This is a genomic window from Streptomyces sp. NBC_00390 (genome assembly GCF_036057275.1).
In the GTDB taxonomy this organism is placed as follows: Bacteria; Actinomycetota; Actinomycetes; order Streptomycetales; family Streptomycetaceae; genus Streptomyces.
The window spans coordinates 4,141,809-4,159,873 of record NZ_CP107945.1; the positions used below are offsets into that span (position 1 = coordinate 4,141,809).

The window sequence follows — 18,065 nt, forward strand, 5'->3', positions numbered from 1 at the left end:
CGCGCCCATTCCCTTCCCCTAGAACCTGTTCTATCTTGACGGTCCATCAGATGGCGCGGGGCGTCGTGGGGAGGACTGGACTGTGGACTTCACCTTCACCGAGGAGCAGCAGGCGGCCGTCGAGGCGGCAAGAGCGGTCTTCTCGGGGGTCGCGCCCGACGGGGTGCCGAGCCCGGCGCTCAGCCCGGGGGCGGTGGCCGAGGAGTTCGACCGGCCGCTGTGGGCGAAGCTCGCCACCGCCGATCTGCTGAGTCTGGTCCTGTCGCCGCAGTACGGCGGAGCCGGTCTTGACTCCATAGCGCTCTGCCTGGTCCTGCGCGAGTCGGCCAAGGTGCTGGCCCGGGTGCCGCTGCTGGAGAGCAGCGCGGTCGCCATGACCGTCGAGCGCTACGGCAGCCCTGAGCTGGGCGCGCTGCTGCTGCCCGGCGCTGGACGCGGCGAGCTGGTGTTCACGGTCGGGGCCAACGGCCGCACCGGCCATGACCCCGCCGAACTGGCTGTCACCGCCCGCCCGGACGAACGTGGCTGGGTGCTCGACGGGGTGCAGACAGGCGTGCCGTGGGCACAGTGCGCGGACCGTGTCGCCGTCCCCGCCCACACCGGCGGGGGCCGCACGGTACTGGCCTTGGTGCCGCGGATCCACGAGGGCGTCACACTCGACGATCAGGTCTCCACGAACGGCGAGCGCTTCGCCGAGGTCAGCCTCGACAGCGTACGCATCGGCGGCCAGGACCTGATCGATGCCGACGGGGCCTGGGACTGGCTGCGCGGCCTGCTCGCGACCGGCACGTGTGCCCTGGCCCTCGGCCTCGGCGAGGGCGTACTCGCGATGACGAGTGCGTACACCGGCAAGCGCGAACAGTTCGGCCACCCGATTGCCACCTTCCAGGCCGTCGCCGTCCAGGCCGCCGACCGGTACATCGATCTGCGCGCCATGGAGGCCACCCTCTGGCAGGCCGCCTGGCGGATCAGCACGGGCGCGGACGGCCCTCTGCCCCCGTCGGGCGACATCGCGGTGGCGAAGATCTGGGCGTCGGAGGGTGTGCGCCGCGTCGTACAGACGGCACAGCATCTGCACGGCGGCTTCGGCGCGGACACCGATTACCCGCTGCACCGCTATCACGCCTGGGCCAAGCAGCTCGAGCTCTCCCTCGGTCCGGCAGCGGCCCATGAGGAGGTCCTGGGCGACCTGCTGGCCGCCCACCCCCTCGGCTGAGGCCGGCCCGCGAGACCGCCCTTGCACACAATGAGGTGACGACCCCGCTACGACCGGGCCGGTTCGGACGGCGGTCGAGCACGTCCGGGGTCCCGGGCCGGTCGCAGCAGCCGTCAGAGAACGAAAGCCGGGCTTCCGTCGTCCGTGGTCATCGGACGGCCCGCGCCGTCCCAGGCGAGCATGCCACCGTCGATGTTCACCGCGTCGAGACCCTGCTGGACCAGGTACTGCGTCACCTGCGCGGACCGGCCGCCGACCCGGCACATCACATAGGCGCGTCGCCCGTCCGCCAGCGCTTCGGTCACCTCACCGAAACGGGCCACGAAGTCACTCATCGGCACATGGAGCGCACCCTCGACATGCCCGGCCGCCCACTCGTCGGGCTCCCGGACGTCCAGCACCAGGCCGTCGGTGGGAACCGCCGCGGCTTCCACCGAGGGCAGCGGGGCGAAATTCATGGGTCATGCCTTCTCTCGTACGTCGTACCCGACGGATCTCCCGGACTCCCAAGAGCCCCAGGAAACCTACTGCACCAGGCCGGCCAGTTCCGCCTCACGCGCGGTCACCTGAGCGAGCAGCTGCTCGGCGATCTCCTCCAGCAGCCGGTCGGGGTCATCGGGCGCCATCCGGAGCATCGCGCCGATCGCACTCTCCTCCAGCTCCTTGGCCACCACGGTCAGCAGCTCCTTGCGCTGCGAGAGCCATTCCAGCCTCGCATAGAGCTCCTCGCTCTCGCTCAGCTGCGACTCGGCCGCCACCGGCCCCGCCGCCCACTCCTCGGCCAGCTCCTTCAGCAGCCCTTCGTCCCCGAGCGCGTACGCGGCGTTCACCCGGGCGATGAACTCGTCCCGCCGGGTCCGCTCGCCCTCGTCCGGTGCAAGATCCGGATGCGCCTTGCGGGCCAGTTCGCGGTACAGCTTGCGCGCCTCCTCGCTCGGCCGCACCCGCTTCGGCGCACGCACGGGCTGACTGTTGAGCATGGCGGCGGCCTCGGGGGAGAGGCCGTCGGAGTCCATCCAGTCGTGGAACAGCTCGTCGACACCCGGCATCGGCAGCACCATGGCCCGCGCCTCCTGGGCCTTGCGCAGGTCCTCCGGGTCCCCGGTGCGGGCGGCCCGCGCCTCGGCGATCTGGGCGTCCAGCTCGTCCAGGCGCGCGTACATCGGGCCGAGCTTCTGGTGATGCAGCCGGGAGAAGTTCTCCACCTCCACCCGGAACGTCTCCAGCGCGATCTCGAACTCGATCAGCGCCTGCTCGGCCGCGCGCACGGCCGCGGCCAGCCGTGCCTCGGGCCGCGACTGTGCATCCTGCTGCGCGGCGCTCTCGTCGTCGTTCCGGGTCGTCGGCCCCCCGGCGGCATCCTGGGTCACCCGTCCAGACTACGGGCGTGCGGCCGCGGCCCGTCACACCCCCAGCTCGGCGGGGATGCGCCCGCGCTTGACGGCCGCGAGCAGATCAGCGTGATCCGCCTCCGTGCGGTCGGCATAGGCGACAGCGAAAGCGGCCACCGCCTCGTCCAGCTCCTCGCTCTTGCCGCAGTACCCGGCGATCAGCCGCGGGTCCGCACTGTGGGAATGCGCCCGGGCCAGGAGTGCGCCGGTCATCCGCCCGTAGTCGTCGAACTGATCGGGTTCGAGCGCTGCGGGATCCACACTGCCCTTGCGGTTTCTGAACTGCCGCACCTGGAACGGCCGTCCGTCCACCGTCGTCCAGCCCAACAGGATGTCGCTGACGACCTGCATCCGCTTCTGGCCGAGCACCACCCGGCGGCCTTCGTGCTCCGCCTCGGCCACGGGGAATCCGGCGGCTTCCAGATGCGGCAGCAGCGCCGACGGCCGTGCCTCCTTCACCTGGAGCACCAGCGCATCCCCGCGGTGATCGAGCAGCAGCACGACGTACGACCGTGTGCCCACGCTTCCGGTGCCGACCACCCGGAAGGCCACGTCGTGGATCGCGTACCGGGCGAGAAGGGGGAGCCTGTCCTCGGAGACCGTGCGGAGATAGGGCCCCAGCGCCGCAGCGACCGACGCCGCCTCCGTGTCCGGCACCCGCCTCAGTACCGGCGGCGCGTCGACGAAACGTCGTCCGCCGGCGGCTCCGGCCTCGCCGTCGTCCGCGGGCACGGTCGCCTTGGCCGCGAAGCGCGCGCTGGTGTTCTTGCGGGCCTTCGCCCCGACCTGCTCCAGAGTGCCGACCAGATCCCGAGCATCCGCGTGCGAGACGAGCTCCTCGTCGGCGATCGCGTTCCAGGCGTCCAGCGCCGGCATCTTCGACAGCAGCCGCATGGTGCGCCGGTACGCGCCGACGGTGTCGAACGCGGCCGCCCGGCAGACGTCCTCACCAGCACCGGCCACGCGCCCCGCCAGCACCAGCGATGTCGCGAGCCGCTTGAGGTCCCACTCCCAGGGGCCGACCACGGTCTCGTCGAAGTCGTTGAGGTCCATGACGAGCCGGCCGCGGACATCCCCGTACAGCCCGAAGTTGGCCGCGTGCGCGTCGCCGCAGAGCTGCGCGCTCACGCCGGTCACTGGGGTGCCCACCAAGTCGTGTGCCATCAATCCGGCCGATCCCCGCAGAAACGCGAAGGGCGAGGCCGCCATCCGTCCCACCCGTATCGGCGTCAGCTCCGGCACCCGGCCGCGGCTCGACTCCTCGACGGCCTGGACCGCGTCGGGCCGCTGCTCCGTGGGTCTCAGCACATCGTGCGAGGACCGCGGCACGCGGGACCGCAGCGCCTTGCCTTTCTCCCTCGGGGACTGCGCGGCGCCTGTGGCGGTCTGCGGCGCAAAGCCCGGCACCACCGGAATGCGCCCGTCGCCCCTGATCTCACCGGACTCCGGCCCTCGCGGCGTCACTGCCTCGGATCCACTCATGACCCGCTGCCTCCCCCGGCGTCGTACGCCATCAACATCAACTGCCCATGACCGTACCGGCGCGCCCGGCACGCGTCTCCCCCTGTGGATAACCCTTCTGCATCCTGAAGACGCCGGTCACACCGCCCGCGCCCCCAGCACACCCCTCACCTGACGCCACGAGCCCTACTGACATCACGAGCTGACATCACGGGCACCCGGCGCCCCCGGCGTCGTTCCACGTGAAACATCTGGAACCTCCCCCTGAAGCCTGACCCGTCTGACAGCACAGGGCACATCGAGCGTCCGTCACCGTTAGAACCCGGCATCCCGCGCGAGCAGCGCCGCCTGCACGCGATTCTCGCACTCCAGCTTCGCGAGAATCCGGCTCACATACGTCTTCACCGTGGCCTCGCTCATATGCAGTCGCCGACCCGCGTCAGCATTGGAGAGCCCTTCCCCGAGCAGCGCCAGTACCTCCCGTTCACGGCCGCTCAGCCCGGCCACCCGCGCCCTCGCCACCTCCTCGCGCGCCGCCGCCCGCCCCGAAGCGAGCTGGTCCACCACATGCCGGGTCGCACCCGGGGAGAGATACGCATCCCCCGCGACCGCGGCCCGCACCGCCCGGATCAGTTCAGCGGGCGCCGTGTCCTTCAGCAGGAAACCGGCGCCGCCGGACTCGAGCGCCCGCAGCACGTTCTCCCGCTCCCCGAACGTCGTGAGCACGATCGCGCGGGCCGCCGGCACCGCCCGGCGCAACTCACCCAGCGCCGTGAGTCCGTCCATCACCGGCATCTGGATGTCGAGCAGCACCACATCGGCGCTGTGCGAGCGGGCCAGGTCGACCGCCTCACGGCCGTTCGCCGCCTCGGCCACGACCTCGATCTCCTGATCCGAGGTGAGGATCATGCGGATCCCCGCCCTGATGAGGGGTTCGTCGTCAGCAATCACAACCCTGATCGGCCCCGCCACGCCTACCCCTCACGCCTGCCCTGTCTGCCGCCCCGCCCGCCCTACCGGCGGACCTCGTACGACTTCTTCTCGATCAGCTTGCCGTCCTTGAAACAGAACCGGAACACCGGTTCTGATTCCACGCTGTCCCCCGCCTCCCAGGACATCAGCACAAGGCACCTGGAACCCTCGGGCTCCTTCGGCCCTTTGCCGTGCAGCCCGGTCGTCGTGAAGGTGTCCCCGCTCGGCAACCGGGCCCGCACCTCGTCCTCGGGGTCCCCGACCTGCACACTCTCGTACTGGCCCGGATCGATCGCTCCCTTGCTCATGGACCCCACCAGGAAGACGACCGCGAAGATGCCCGCCGCGGCCAGCACCAGCAGCGCCGCAACCGCGATCCCACATCCTGTCGTCCCACCGCCACCGCGGCTCGGCAGCGGAGGGCCGACCACGTGCGCGCCCTGGGGCGCGCTCCAGTCCATCTCCAGGAAGCCACCGCCGCCGAGAGCCGCCTGCGCCGACTGCTGGCGGAAGTCGTCCTTGGCGGCGACGAACGGAGCGGCCTCCACGACGCCGTACGGCAGGACCCCCGCCACCCGGAACCCCCCGCCGTCCGCCGGTCCGGCATGCACCATGCCGCCGACCAGCCGGGCCCGCTCACGCAGACCGGTCAGTCCCTGCCCACCGCTGACCACGTCCCCCGACGCCGCCGGCGCCGCCCCATTGACGATCTCGATGACGAACGAGTCGGGTTCGTACCGCAGCTCGACCCCTATCGCGGAGCCGGGAGCGTGCTTGAAGGCGTTGGTCAGCGCCTCCTGTGCAATCCGGTACGCGGCATGGTCGGCCGCCGCGGCGAGCGGACGCGCCTCGCCCGCACGCCGCAGCTCCACCGTGTTCCCGGCCGCCCGGGCCGCCTCCACCAGTCCGTCGATGCCGGCCGCCCCTCGCGCGGCCCGCCCCGGCTCGTCCACGGCCGCCGGTGCCTCCACCCCGTCCCGCAGAATCCCGACGACCTCACGCAGCTCGTGCATCGCGCTCACCGAAGCACCGCGCAGCACGCCGACCACCTCCCGCTGCCGGTCGGTCAGCGCGGGATCCACCTCCAGCGCCCCGGTGTGCACCGAGATCAGCGCCAGTTGGTGGCCGAGACTGTCGTGCATGTCCTGGGCGATGCGCTGTCGCTCCCGCAGCCGCGCCTGTCCCGCCACCATGGCGCGCTCGCGCAGCAGTTGGGTATTGCGCTCCTGCAGTGCGTGCAACAGTGACCGACGCTGCGTCCAGTAGCGGCCGGCCAGCCCGGGCACCACCGTCGTCGCCAGGAAGTAGAGGGTGGTGAACAGCACGAGGGCCATCGGCATCTGCCGGGACCAGGTGTCCGTGAGCGTGGTCCCGACACACAGGGCGTAAGCGAGCGAGAAGGCCACAAGTGCCCACCCCGCGCGGACGATCCTGTGCCCGGCCGACCAGCCGACGACCATCAGCAACGGCATGAACCCGACCACGATCGGTGCGAGCGCCGCTGTGACTGCCAGCACCACGGCCGGAACGCGCCGCCGCAGCAGCGACAGGACGGCAGCGAGCAGTCCCAGGCCGGTCAGCTTCAGACCTTCCCCGCCCAGCAGTTCCTCGGTTCCCGCGCTCATGATGCCCAGCACCAGAGCGAGCATCGCCTCGGCGGCCGTCCGCCGCCGCGACCACAGCTCGGGGGCCGCCAACCACTGCCAGCCGGCCCGGATCCTCATTGACGCGTCCACGACCGCAGCCTAGACAGCCGCCCCCGTCGCCCACGGCCCCCTTTCGTCGCGGACCGGAGCGACGAACGTCGCTCCGGGAAGCGGCGGCGCTCCGTCGCGTCGCCAGGCCCGGAACGCCAAGGACTCATTCCGGCAGCGTCCCGAGCCGCTCGGCCAGAAAGGCGATGATCTCGTTCCGGGCCTGCACGGTGGGGTGACCGTCCTGATCGACGAGGTGCGCCGTCACGACGCTGTGGGCGCAACCGACGACGTCACGGAAGAAGGGCGGAGGGTTCGTGTTCGCCGTCTCCGCTTCGAGTACGCGGCCGTCGAATGCGTCCCCGAGCAGCGCTCGGTACGCCGCGAACCGCCGGCCGGTGCACCACGTGTCATCGTCGAAGCGGTAGGCGAGAACCTTCAATCCGTCTCGCGCTACGCGTTCAGCCACGGCAGCAGCGTCTTCGTCGCTGATCTCCAGACCGCCAGGGTCGTCGAGCGGAAGCGACGGATGGTTGACCACCGGTGCGATGACAGCGGGTTCGAGCGCCATGGTCAAGGCGAAGTTTCCGGTGAAACACAGACCGACGGCGCCGACGCCAGGCCCGCCACGCTCGGCGTGCGCCAGGCGAGCAAGACCGCGCAGCCATGTGACGACGGGGCTGGTGCCGCCACCGGCAAACGCTCGGAACTCGGCGCTGACGCATGCGCGTCGAACGACGGTCTCGCGTGCCTCGGCGAGCGGATAGGCACCGTCGACGCCGAAAAGAGAGGGCAGGTACACGGAGAAACCGGCATCACGCACCCAACGCGCGAACCGCGCGACATCGGGGCTGATACCCGGCATCTCGGGCATGAGGATGACTGCCGGTCCTGACCCGGCCACGTACACGGTCTTGTCGACGTCACCGACGGTGACGGCCCTCCGCGAGAAGTCGTCCAAGGGGTCGCTCTGTCCTCGCATGATTGTCATGCCGGAGATCATGACGAGTGGCCACCCTCCCGAGAAGCGGCGGCATCGCCAGGTATCCCGGTAATCTCGCCACCCGTCAAAGGCGCTGGAGGGGCCGCATGAGTCCGCTGCGAGTCGGTGTGCTGGCCTACCCTGGCTGCTTCGCGTCGGAGGTGTTCGGAGTCCCCGACCTCCTGGCAATGGCAACCCACGTCGCCGCGGCGCAAGGGTCGGTCCAGCCGGCGTACGCGGCGTCGGTCATCTCGCCCCGGCGGCGTGTGATCGCGTCCGGCGGCTCTGTCCTCGACGTCTCGGCGGTTCGCCCGGTGGACGTCCTGATCGTGCCGGGCTTCGAGCTTTCACCCACGCTCGATCTCGACGCGACACTCGCGAACCTGGGACCGGAAGTAGCGGCGATCCGATCGCAGGCGGCCTCGGGAACCGCCGTCGTATCGATCTGCGTGGGCGCGTTCCTGGTCGCTGAAGCCGGATTGCTCGGCGGGCGCGAAGCGACCACGTCCTGGTTCTTCGCGGATCAGTTCGCCAGCCGGTACACCGACGTGCGCCTCCGCCCGGAGAGCTTGGTCGTGACCGACCGGGGGGTGACGACCACAGCGGCCTTCAGTGCCATGTACGACTTCGCGCTGCAGTTCATCCGCGAGCACGACGGCCCCCGCGTCGCCCGTAGCACCGCCCGTATCGCGCTTGTCGATGATGCGCGTTCCACGCAGGCTCCCTATGTCGACACGGGGCTCATACCCACTGTGGGCAGGGAGTTCTCGCTCAGCGTCAAGCGGTGGCTCGACCAGAACCTCGGTGCTCGCTATGACCTGCCCACCCTCGCCCAGGAGTTCCACGTAAGCACGAGAACCCTGCTTCGTCGCTTCGGCGACGAAGCCGGCGAGACCCCACTCGCGTACCTGCAGATGGTCCGGGTGCGCCGAGCCAGACACCTGCTGGAGACGACCGACAGGACCGTCGCAAGCATCGCCGCCGACGTCGGGTACCGCGACCCTGGGGCGTTCAGCGGCATCTTCGCCAGACACACGGGCAAGCGGCCGAGGGAGTACCGCGCGATGTTCCATCGTCACTGCGACCGCCACGGGTCAACCCGGCGAACGAAGACGTGAGACCCGCCCGCCGGGCGGAGACCCGCTCCGCCGGTCCCACGTCGCGGACACGCACCCCCTGCACGATCAGGTGACAGGCGCGGTCCGGCGTGCCATCGGCGGCGGTGACCGGCTGCCTCCGGCGCGTGGCCTTTCCCGAGCGCTGGGTGTCAACGTCAACACCGTGCCGCGCGGCCTTCGCGCGCCTCGTGACGAGGGAGTGCCGGAGTTCCGGCGCGGCCGAGGTGTGACGGTTACCGCGGCAGCGGACCGGCGCTCCGTATTGGTGGAGGCGAGCCCGCCCAGCTCCATGCCCTGGCGCCCTCGGAGGTCTGACGGATCTGCACCGGGCGCCGATCGCGCCCCTCACCTTCGCCTCGACAAGCCTCGAGGGCTTCAACGGCTACGCGAACTCCCCCCTCGCTGAAACGATCGAGGCGGGCGGCTCCCACCGCGCCCGCGGCATCGCCGCCCGAATCGTCCTGTTGGTCATCCCGCTCGCTCACGCCAACCGCCGAAAGATCAAACAAAGATCAAGTCCCGCACCGTGACACATGCCACGATGTGGGGCCTTTCACATAAAAATCGCCCGAATTCACCCTTAACCCTGAGCACCCTGCTCCGGGACAACGAGAAACGGGCCCTCACCAGGACTTTCGTCTCTGGCGAGAACCCGTTTCATCGGTTTCTCATGGTGCGCGAGGGGGGAGTTGAACCCCCACGCCCTTGCGGGCACTGGAACCTGAATCCAGCGCGTCTGCCTATTCCGCCACCCGCGCATTGGGTGTTGTCGTTCGGTGCCTCACCGTTTCGGTGCGACCCCGTGGCGACATGCAGAAGATTAGCACGCTGCGAAGGGTGGAATCACATCCGTTTGTTTCAGGGCCCTCGCTGGCGAACAGGGAACGGAGTGCGGCGTCACCCACTCCTCCTGGGTGCACCCGGAGTGCGGGACACTGTCATGAGGCCGCCTCTACGATCCCTGTGAGGGGGGACACTCATCGACGGGGCAGACAAGGGGAACCAGCCGATTTCCCGACGCGTGGATACGATCAGTAAGCAGTACGAGGGCGACAACGACGGAGGAGGTGCCCCATGGGAGTCCTGAAACGTTTCGAGCAGCGCCTCGAAGGTCTGGTCAACGGCACCTTCGCCAAGGTGTTCAAGTCCGAGGTCCAGCCTGTCGAGATCGCGGGCGCCCTCCAGCGGGAGTGCGACAACAACGCGACGATCTGGAACCGCGAGCGCACGGTCGTCCCCAATGACTTCATCGTCGAGCTCAGCGCCCCGGACTTCGAGCGCCTGAGCCCCTACTCGGGCCAGCTCGGCGACGAGCTCTCCGGCCTGGTGCGCGACTACGCCAAGCAGCAGCGCTACACCTTCATGGGCCCCATCAAGGTCCACCTGGAGAAGGCCGACGACCTCGACACCGGCCTGTACCGCGTACGCAGCCGCACTCTCGCGTCGAGTACGTCACAGTCGCCAGGCAGCCCCAGCGGCGCCGCGGGCGCCGCCGGCGCCCGCGGCGGCTATGGCTACCCGCCCCCCGCCTACGGCGGAGGGGCCCCCGCCGGCGCACCGCCGATGCCGGCCGCTCCGCCTCCCGGCATGCCCGGGGACCGGCGACCCGGCCCCGCCGTCGGCGGGCGAGCACCGGGCCCAGGCCCGGTGGCGGGCACTCAAGTACGACGCTGGATCGAGATCAATGGCACCCGCCATCAGATCTCCCGCCCGACGCTGGTGCTGGGACGCAGCACCGACGCCGATGTGCGGATCGACGACCCCGGCGTATCGCGCCGGCACTGTGAGATCCGGACCGGAACGCCCTCGACGATCCAGGATCTCGGGTCTACCAACGGCATCGTGGTAGACGGGCAGCACACCACCCGCGCTACGCTCCGCGACGGCTCGCGGATCGTCGTGGGCAGCACCACCATCGTTTACCGGCAAGCCGAAGGGTGAAGCGGGGGCAATGTCAGAGCTGACCCTGACGGTCATGCGGCTAGGTTTTCTGGCCGTTCTGTGGCTGTTCGTCATCGTGGCCGTACAGGTCATCCGCAGCGACCTGTTCGGTACGCGCGTCACGCAGCGCGGCTCACGCCGCAACGCCGAGCCGCGTCCGCAGCAGGCGCGCCAGCCCGCTGCGCCGCCGCAGCAGCGCCAGCAGGCCGCGGGCCGCCAGCGCCGTGGGGCGCCGACCAAACTGGTGGTGTCCGAAGGAACACTCACCGGCACGACGGTCGCCCTCCAGGGCCAGACGATCACCCTGGGCCGGGCGCACGACTCCACAATCGTGCTGGACGACGACTACGCGTCCAGCAGGCATGCCAGGATCTACCCGGACCGTGACGGCCAGTGGATCGTCGAGGATCTCGGGTCCACCAACGGCACGTATCTCGACCGGACCCGACTCACCACCCCGACACCGATTCCGCTGGGCGCGCCGATCCGCATCGGCAAGACCGTCATCGAGCTGCGGAAGTAGTACGACAATGAGCGAGCGGAGCGAGCGAGCCGCAGGGGTCCCGGCAGCGGACCGGGAAGGGCTCCCGACCGGAGGGTGGGCAGTGTGGCTCGAGACCGGCTGTACCCCGAGCCGACGGGCGAGGTGCGCATGAGTCTGTCTCTGCGTTTCGCCGCCGGATCGCACAAGGGCATGATCCGGGAGGGCAACGAGGACTCCGGCTACGCCGGCCCGCGCCTTCTCGCGATCGCCGACGGCATGGGCGGCCAGGCCGCCGGCGAGGTCGCCTCCTCCGAGGTCATCTCCACGCTGGTCCAGCTCGATGACGATGTGCCGGGCTCCGACATCCTCACCTCGCTCGGTACCGCCGTGCAGCGGGCCAACGACCAGCTGCGTGTGATGGTCGAGGAGGACCCCCAGCTCGAGGGCATGGGCACCACGCTCACCGCCCTGCTGTGGACCGGGCAGCGGCTCGGCCTCGTGCACGTCGGCGACTCGCGTGCGTATCTGCTGCGCGACGGTGTGCTGACCCAGATCACCCAGGACCACACCTGGGTGCAGCGGCTGGTCGACGAGGGCCGCATCACCGAAGAGGAAGCCACCACCCACCCGCAGCGCTCCCTGCTGATGCGCGCGCTGGGCAGCGGCGACCACGTCGAGCCCGACCTCTCCATCCGCGAGGTCCGTGCCGGCGACCGCTATCTGATCTGCTCCGACGGTCTGTCCGGCGTCGTGTCGCACCAGACGATGGAGGACACCCTCGCCAGCTACCAGGGCCCGCAGGAGACCGTGCAGGATCTGATCCAGCTCGCCCTGCGCGGCGGTGGCCCCGACAACATCACCTGCATCGTCGCCGACGTCCTCGACACCGACTCCGGCGACACCCTCGCCGGGCAGCTCAGCGACACCCCGGTGGTCGTCGGCGCGGTCGCCGAGAACCAGCACCAGCTGAACGACGGCGGCGCCATGCAGACCCCCGCGGGACGCGCCGCGGGCCTCGGCCGCCAGGCCCCGCCCCCCGGCGGCGCCTTCGGCCCGCCCGGCAGCGGCGACGTCGGCTACGGCGGCATGCCGCCCGAGGGCAGCTTCGACGCCTTCACCGACGAGGACTTCGTCAAGCAGCGCGGCGGCCGCAAGTGGCTGAAGCGCTCCTTCTACCTCGTCCTCGCCCTGGGCGTGATCGGCGGCGGTCTGTACGGCGGCTACCGCTGGACCCAGACCCAGTACTACGTCGGCACCAAGGGCGAGCACGTCGCGCTCTACCGGGGCATCAGCCAGGACCTCGCCTGGGTCTCGCTCTCGGAGGTCGAGAAGGACCATCCCGAGATCGAACTCAAGTACCTCCCGCCCTACCAGCGCAAGCAGGTCGAGGCGACGATCACCGAGGACGGCCTCGGCAAGGCCCGCGCCAAGATCGAAGAGCTCGCCGACCAGGCGGCCGCCTGCAAGAAGGACGAGCAGCGCCGGGAAGCGGCCGACCGCGTGAGCACCCCGCCACCGGGCGAGGGTGAGGCAGGCGGCACCGCCGGCACACCCGAGTCCCAGAACGCCAAGACCAAGCCGACCGCAGCTACTCCCTCTCCGGGTCCCACCCTCTCGGAGGAGGAGCAGAAGCTGGCCTCGAACTGCGGCAAGCAGTAACCAGGCCGTAGGGGGCCTTCTCCACCATGAGCGTTGTCACCAACACCACCACGATCGGCGCGATCGACGCACCGAGCCGACGCAACACCGAGCTGATGCTGCTGGGGTTCGCCGTAGCCATCCCGGTGTTCGCGTACATCAACGTGGGCCTCGCCCTCGACGGCGAACTGCCCGCAGGAGTACTCGGCTACGGGTTCGGCATCGGCCTGCTCGCCGGTGTCGCCCACCTCGTGGTGCGCAAGTTCGCCAAGTACGCCGACCCGCTGCTGCTGCCGCTGGCGGCACTGCTCAACGGGCTCGGTCTGGTGATGATCTGGCGGCTGGACCAGTCGCAGCGGCTGATCCAGCGCATCGAGTCCCGATACGGTGAAGGAAGCTTCAGCCCCGACGCCCCCAAGCAGCTGATGTACTCCGCCATCGGCATCACGCTCTTCGTCGCGGTGCTGATGCTGCTGAAGGACCACCGTATCCTGCAGCGCTACACCTATATCTCGATGGCAGCGGCACTGGTCCTGCTGGTCCTGCCGATGTTCTTCCCTGCCGTGAATGGCGCCAAGATCTGGATCAGCCTGGGCCCGTTCTCCATCCAGCCCGGCGAGTTCGCCAAGATCATCATTGCGATCTTCTTCTCCGGCTACCTGATGGTGAAGAGAGATGCCCTGGCCCTGGCCAGTCGGCGCTTCATGGGCCTCTACCTGCCGCGCGGCCGGGACCTCGGTCCCATCCTCGTGGTCTGGGCGATGTCCATCCTGATCCTCGTCTTCGAGACCGACCTCGGCACCTCGCTGCTGTTCTTCGGACTCTTCGTGATCATGCTCTATGTGGCCACCGAGCGCACCAGCTGGATCGTCTTCGGTCTGCTGATGTCCGCCGTCGGCGCGGTCGGTGTCGCCTCGTTCGAGCCGCACGTCCAGCAGCGCGTGGAGTTCTGGCTCAACCCCTTCGCCCAGAGCACCTGGGAGCAGAGCGATCAGATCGGTCAGGCGCTGATGTCCTTCGGCGCCGGCGGAACCCTCGGCACAGGGCTCGGCCAAGGCGACTCCGACCTCATCGGCTTCGCCGCCAACTCCGACTTCATCCTCTCCTCCTTCGGCGAGGAGTTCGGGCTGGCCGGGATGATGGCGTTCCTGCTGATCTACGGACTGATCGTGGAACGCGGCGTGCGCACGGCACTCGCCGCCCGCGACCCGTTCGGCAAGCTGCTCGCCATCGGACTGTCCGGCGCCTTCGCCATCCAGGTCTTCGTCGTCGCCGGTGGTGTCATGGGTCTCATCCCGTTGACCGGCATGACGATGCCGTTCGTCGCCTACGGTGGCTCTTCCGTGCTCGCGAACTGGGCGCTCATCGCCATCCTGATCCGGATCAGCGACACCGCCCGCCGTCCCGCGCCCGCTCCCGCTCCGTCGCCCGACGCCGAGATGACCCAGGTGGTCCGACCGTGAACAAGCCCCTGCGCCGGATCGCGATCTTCTGTGGACTGCTCGTCCTTGCCCTGCTGGTGCGCACCAACTGGCTCCAGTACGTCGAGGCCGACGACCTGAACGCCAACAGCAAGAACCGCCGGATCCAGATCGAGCGGTACGCCAACGAGCGCGGCAACATCGTCGTCGAGGGCAAGGCGATCACCGGTTCGGTCAAGACCAACGACACCGACTTCGAATACAAGCGCACCTATGTCAACGGCCCGATGTGGGCGCCGGTGACCGGTTACGCCTCGCAGGCATTCGATGCCAACCAGATCGAGAAGATCGAGGACGGCATCCTCACCGGCAACTCCGACCGGCTCTTCTTCGACCGCACCATGGCGATGTTCACGGGCGACAAGAAGAAGGGCGGCAATGTCGTCACCACGCTGGACGCCGCCGCTCAGAAGGCCGCTTTCGAGGGCCTCGGCGACAAGAAGGGTGCCGTCGCGGCCATCGACCCGCGGACCGGCAAGATCCTCGCGCTGGCGTCCACGCCTTCGTACGATCCCAGCTCCTTCGCCGGCTACCGCGACAAGGACGCGAAGGCCTGGAACGCGCTCAACAAGGACAAAGACAAGCCCATGCTCAACCGGGCCCTGCGCGAGGTCTACCCGCCCGGATCCACGTTCAAGGTGATCACGGCCGCGGCAGCCCTGGAGTACGGCAAGGTCTCCGACATCAACGAGCCGACCAAAACCCCTGACCCGTACATCCTGCCGAACACGCGCACCGAGATGGTCAACCACGCCGGCGGCTGCGAGAACGCGACGCTGAACCGGGCCATGGAGGTCTCCTGCAACTCCGTCTTCGCGAAGCTCGGTGACGACGTCACCCGCGACAAGATGGTGGAGATGGCCGAGAAGTTCGGCTTCAACAGCGAGGCCTTCGTCCCCGTGCGCACGTCGGCATCGGTCTACGACAAGAAGATGGACAGGCCGCAGAACGCCCTGTCGTCCATCGGCCAGTTCAACACCGCCGCCACCCCGCTGCAGATGGCCATGGTCACCGCCGCCATCGCCAACGACGGCAAGCTGATGAAGCCGTACATGATCGACAAACTCGAGTCCCCGAACGTCGACGTCATCGAGCAGACCGAACCGGAGGAGATGAGCCGTCCGATCTCCCCGGAGAACGCCCAGCTGCTCCAGCAGATGATGGAGAACGTCGTCGAGAACGGCACCGGAACCAACGCGGCGATCGACGGCGTGAAAGTCGGCGGCAAGACCGGTACCGCGCAGCACGGCGAGAACAACAGCAAGAACCCCTACGCCTGGTTCATCTCGTACGCCAAGGGCGAGAACGGATCGCCGGTCGCCGTCGCGGTCGTGGTCGAGGACAGCAACGCCCGCCGTGACGACATCTCCGGCGGTGGCCTGGCCGCCCCGATCGCCAAGGCAGTGATGAATGCGGTACTGGAGAGCGAGAAGTGACGAGGATCACGCCCGGCCTCCATACCTGCACTTTGCGATACCGGTCGGGTATCAGCTGACGGTTGGGGTCGGATCAAGCCGGACGTGCCCGGTAGCGTATGCGCGAACAGCACACCGGCGGGCCACACGAGGGTGCGGTCGGGACTGACGGAGAGGGCTGGAACTGTTATGGAAGAGCCGCGTCGCCTCGGCGGCCGGTATGAACTGGGCTCGGTGCTCGGCCGCGGTGGGATGGCCGAGGTCTACCTCGCCCACGACACCCGGCTCGGCCGCACCGTCGCCGTGAAGACGCTACGGGCCGACCTCGCCCGCGACCCGTCCTTCCAGGCCCGGTTCCGCCGGGAGGCCCAGTCCGCCGCCTCGCTCAACCACCCTGCGATCGTCGCTGTCTACGACACCGGCGAGGACTACGTGGACGGGGTCTCGATCCCGTACATCGTCATGGAGTACGTCGACGGCTCCACGCTGCGTGAGCTGCTGCACTCGGGCCGCAAGCTGCTGCCCGAGCGCACGCTGGAGATGACCATCGGCATCCTCCAGGCCCTCGAGTACTCCCACCGCAACGGGATCGTCCACCGCGACATCAAGCCGGCGAACGTCATGCTGACGCGCACCGGCCAGGTCAAGGTCATGGACTTCGGCATCGCCCGCGCCATGGGTGACTCCGGCATGACCATGACCCAGACCGCGGCCGTGATCGGCACCGCCCAGTACCTCTCCCCGGAGCAGGCCAAGGGCGAGCAGGTCGACGCGCGCTCGGATCTGTACTCCACCGGCTGCCTGCTCTACGAGCTCCTCACCGTGCGTCCGCCCTTCGTGGGCGACTCCCCGGTGGCGGTGGCCTACCAGCACGTAAGGGAAGAGCCGCAGCCGCCGAGCAATTTCGACCCCGAGATCACGCCCGAGATGGACGCGATCGTGCTCAAGGCCCTGGTCAAGGACCCGGACTACCGCTACCAGTCCGCCGACGAGATGCGCGCCGACATCGAGGCCTGCCTCGACGGACAGCCGGTCGCGGCGACTGCGGCAATGGGCTCGGTCGGCTACGGCGGCTACGGCGGCGAGGACCAGCCCACCACCGCGCTGCGCCAGGCCGACCCGGGCGGGCAGACGTCGATGCTCCCGCCCATGAACCCCGATGACGGCGGCTTCGGCGGTTATGACGACCGCCCCGACCGCCGCCGGCAGAAGAAGTCCAACACCTCGACGATCCTGCTGGTGGTCGCCGGCATCCTGGTGCTGATCGGTGCCATCCTGATCGGCAGGTCCGTGTTCGGCGGCGGCGACGACGACGCCAACAAGGTGAATGTGCCACAGCTGGTGGGCAGTACCTTCGAAGAGGCGAAGGACCTGGCAAAGAACTCCCACGTCACCGTCGAACGGTCGGGCACCCAGCGCTGCGACCAGCCCAAGGACCGTATCTGCAGCCAGAACCCGGCCAGCGGCCAGATGCAGGAGGGCGAGACCATCCAGGTCGTCGTCTCCGAAGGCGCGCCCCTGGTCGAGGTCCCCGACGTCGTCGACAAGGACGTGGACCGGGCGACGGAGATCCTGGAGAAGAAGAAGTTCGACGTCAAGGTCACGGAAGTCGAGGACGCCGCCGAGCCCGGCACGGTCCTGAAGCAGGATCCGGCGGGCGAGACCAAGGCCGAGAAGGGCACTACGGTGACCCTGACGGTCGCCAAGCAGTCCAAGCAGGACATTCCGGATGTCGTCGGCCAGGACTTCGCCAACGCGGAGAGCCAGCTCAAGACGCTCGGGTTCGAGGTCGTGCGGGTCGATGTCGAGTCGGACAAGCCGCTGAACCAGGTCGTCACCCAGAGCCAGACCGGCAAGGCGCCCAAGGGCACCAAGATCACGCTGGAAGTCTCCAAGGGCCCGGCGCAGCCGACGCAGGTCCCCGTCCCGCAGATCCGCGGCGTCACGGTCGCCCAGGCCAAGCAGATGCTCCAGGCGTCCGGCTTCAAGACGGTCGCGTTCGCCCCGGGCAGCACGCCGGACGACAACGCCGTGGTCTTCAACTCCGACCCGGCGCCCGGCACGCCGGTCGACCCGGCCACCACCACGGTGACCCTCACCACCGTAGGCGGCGGGGGCAACAACGGCGGCAACAACGGCGGCGGCTTCATCGGCGGCAACGACGGCGACTGAGGCACCGACCGGCCCGTAGTAAAGACAAGGCCCCGGCACCCACCAAGGGTGCCGGGGCCTTCCGCTTACTGTCCGTGGAGCCGGGCGTACTGTCCCGTGG

Annotated in this window: 14 protein-coding genes and 1 tRNA gene; 8 read left to right on the plus strand and 7 right to left on the minus strand. The window is 69.2% G+C overall.

What is annotated here, in order from left to right; genetic code table 11:
* Nucleotides 1-82 precede the first annotated feature (82 nt).
* Complete coding sequence (locus tag OHS70_RS17990; protein ID WP_328398722.1) at nt 83-1,216, plus strand: acyl-CoA dehydrogenase family protein; 1,134 nt, start codon at nt 83-85, stop codon at nt 1,214-1,216.
* Nucleotides 1,217-1,329: 113 nt separating this feature from the next.
* Here the strand turns inward: OHS70_RS17990 and OHS70_RS17995 are convergent, their stop codons facing one another.
* From OHS70_RS17995 to OHS70_RS18020, 6 genes are all read right to left on the minus strand, one after another.
* A complete protein-coding gene (locus OHS70_RS17995; protein WP_328398724.1) occupies nt 1,330-1,674 on the minus strand; it encodes a rhodanese-like domain-containing protein in 345 nt (114 codons plus the stop codon).
* Between the two features lie 66 nt (nt 1,675-1,740).
* Nucleotides 1,741-2,586, minus strand: a complete 846-nt coding sequence (locus tag OHS70_RS18000) for a hypothetical protein (protein ID WP_328398726.1) — start codon at nt 2,584-2,586, stop codon at nt 1,741-1,743.
* A gap of 33 nt (nt 2,587-2,619) precedes the next feature.
* Nucleotides 2,620-4,089 carry a DUF2252 domain-containing protein gene (locus OHS70_RS18005; RefSeq protein ID WP_328398729.1) on the minus strand — a complete coding sequence of 490 codons (1,470 nt, stop codon included), beginning with the start codon at nt 4,087-4,089 and terminating at the stop codon, nt 2,620-2,622.
* A 294-nt stretch (nt 4,090-4,383) separates the two neighbouring features.
* Entirely contained in the window at nt 4,384-5,040 is a 657-nt protein-coding gene (locus tag OHS70_RS18010) for a response regulator transcription factor (protein ID WP_328398730.1), read from the minus strand.
* 41 nt (nt 5,041-5,081) lie between these two features.
* Nucleotides 5,082-6,764 (minus strand): sensor histidine kinase, encoded by a 1,683-nt coding sequence (locus tag OHS70_RS18015; protein ID WP_443062748.1) that lies wholly within the window; start codon nt 6,762-6,764, stop codon nt 5,082-5,084.
* 136 nt (nt 6,765-6,900) lie between these two features.
* A complete protein-coding gene (locus OHS70_RS18020; protein ID WP_328398734.1) occupies nt 6,901-7,737 on the minus strand; it encodes a dienelactone hydrolase family protein in 837 nt (278 codons plus the stop codon).
* A 293-nt stretch (nt 7,738-8,030) separates the two neighbouring features.
* Between OHS70_RS18020 and OHS70_RS18025 the strand changes: the two genes are divergently transcribed.
* Complete coding sequence (locus OHS70_RS18025; RefSeq protein WP_328398736.1) at nt 8,031-8,834, plus strand: GlxA family transcriptional regulator; 804 nt, start codon at nt 8,031-8,033, stop codon at nt 8,832-8,834.
* A gap of 671 nt (nt 8,835-9,505) precedes the next feature.
* Here the strand turns inward: OHS70_RS18025 and OHS70_RS18035 are convergent.
* Nucleotides 9,506-9,592, minus strand: a tRNA-Leu gene (locus OHS70_RS18035).
* A 316-nt stretch (nt 9,593-9,908) separates the two neighbouring features.
* Here OHS70_RS18035 and OHS70_RS18040 point away from each other — a divergent pair.
* From OHS70_RS18040 to pknB, 6 genes are all read left to right on the plus strand, one after another.
* Nucleotides 9,909-10,775, plus strand: a complete 867-nt coding sequence (locus tag OHS70_RS18040) for a DUF3662 and FHA domain-containing protein (RefSeq protein WP_328398738.1) — start codon at nt 9,909-9,911, stop codon at nt 10,773-10,775.
* 10 nt (nt 10,776-10,785) lie between these two features.
* Entirely contained in the window at nt 10,786-11,298 is a 513-nt protein-coding gene (locus OHS70_RS18045; protein ID WP_328398740.1) for an FHA domain-containing protein FhaB/FipA, read from the plus strand.
* 129 nt (nt 11,299-11,427) lie between these two features.
* Nucleotides 11,428-12,918 carry a Stp1/IreP family PP2C-type Ser/Thr phosphatase gene (locus OHS70_RS18050; RefSeq protein WP_328398742.1) on the plus strand — a complete coding sequence of 497 codons (1,491 nt, stop codon included), beginning with the start codon at nt 11,428-11,430 and terminating at the stop codon, nt 12,916-12,918.
* Between the two features lie 26 nt (nt 12,919-12,944).
* Nucleotides 12,945-14,360, plus strand: coding sequence for an FtsW/RodA/SpoVE family cell cycle protein (locus tag OHS70_RS18055; protein ID WP_328398744.1), 1,416 nt, complete (start codon nt 12,945-12,947; stop codon nt 14,358-14,360).
* Nucleotides 14,357-15,814: a peptidoglycan D,D-transpeptidase FtsI family protein gene (locus OHS70_RS18060; RefSeq protein ID WP_328398746.1), complete on the plus strand. Its 1,458-nt coding sequence runs from the start codon at nt 14,357-14,359 to the stop codon at nt 15,812-15,814. Before OHS70_RS18055 ends, OHS70_RS18060 begins: the two co-directional genes overlap by 4 nt.
* Nucleotides 15,815-15,982: 168 nt before the next feature.
* Nucleotides 15,983-17,965 carry a Stk1 family PASTA domain-containing Ser/Thr kinase gene (pknB, locus tag OHS70_RS18065; RefSeq protein WP_328398748.1) on the plus strand — a complete coding sequence of 661 codons (1,983 nt, stop codon included), beginning with the start codon at nt 15,983-15,985 and terminating at the stop codon, nt 17,963-17,965.
* Nucleotides 17,966-18,065: the final 100 nt, after the last annotated feature.

Coding starts and splice junctions, on each gene's coding strand:
- OHS70_RS17995 (WP_328398724.1), bottom strand. CDS start 1,674: ATGAATTTCGCCCCGCTGCCCTCGGTGGAAGCCGCGGCGGTTCCCACC.
- OHS70_RS18005 (WP_328398729.1), bottom strand. CDS start 4,089: ATGAGTGGATCCGAGGCAGTGACGCCGCGAGGGCCGGAGTCCGGTGAG.
- OHS70_RS18015 (WP_443062748.1), bottom strand. CDS start 6,764: ATGAGGATCCGGGCCGGCTGGCAGTGGTTGGCGGCCCCCGAGCTGTGG.
- OHS70_RS18020 (WP_328398734.1), bottom strand. CDS start 7,737: ATGATCTCCGGCATGACAATCATGCGAGGACAGAGCGACCCCTTGGAC.
- OHS70_RS18040 (WP_328398738.1), top strand. CDS start 9,909: ATGGGAGTCCTGAAACGTTTCGAGCAGCGCCTCGAAGGTCTGGTCAAC.
- OHS70_RS18045 (WP_328398740.1), top strand. CDS start 10,786: ATGTCAGAGCTGACCCTGACGGTCATGCGGCTAGGTTTTCTGGCCGTT.
- OHS70_RS18050 (WP_328398742.1), top strand. CDS start 11,428: ATGAGTCTGTCTCTGCGTTTCGCCGCCGGATCGCACAAGGGCATGATC.
- OHS70_RS18055 (WP_328398744.1), top strand. CDS start 12,945: ATGAGCGTTGTCACCAACACCACCACGATCGGCGCGATCGACGCACCG.
- pknB (WP_328398748.1), top strand. CDS start 15,983: ATGGAAGAGCCGCGTCGCCTCGGCGGCCGGTATGAACTGGGCTCGGTG.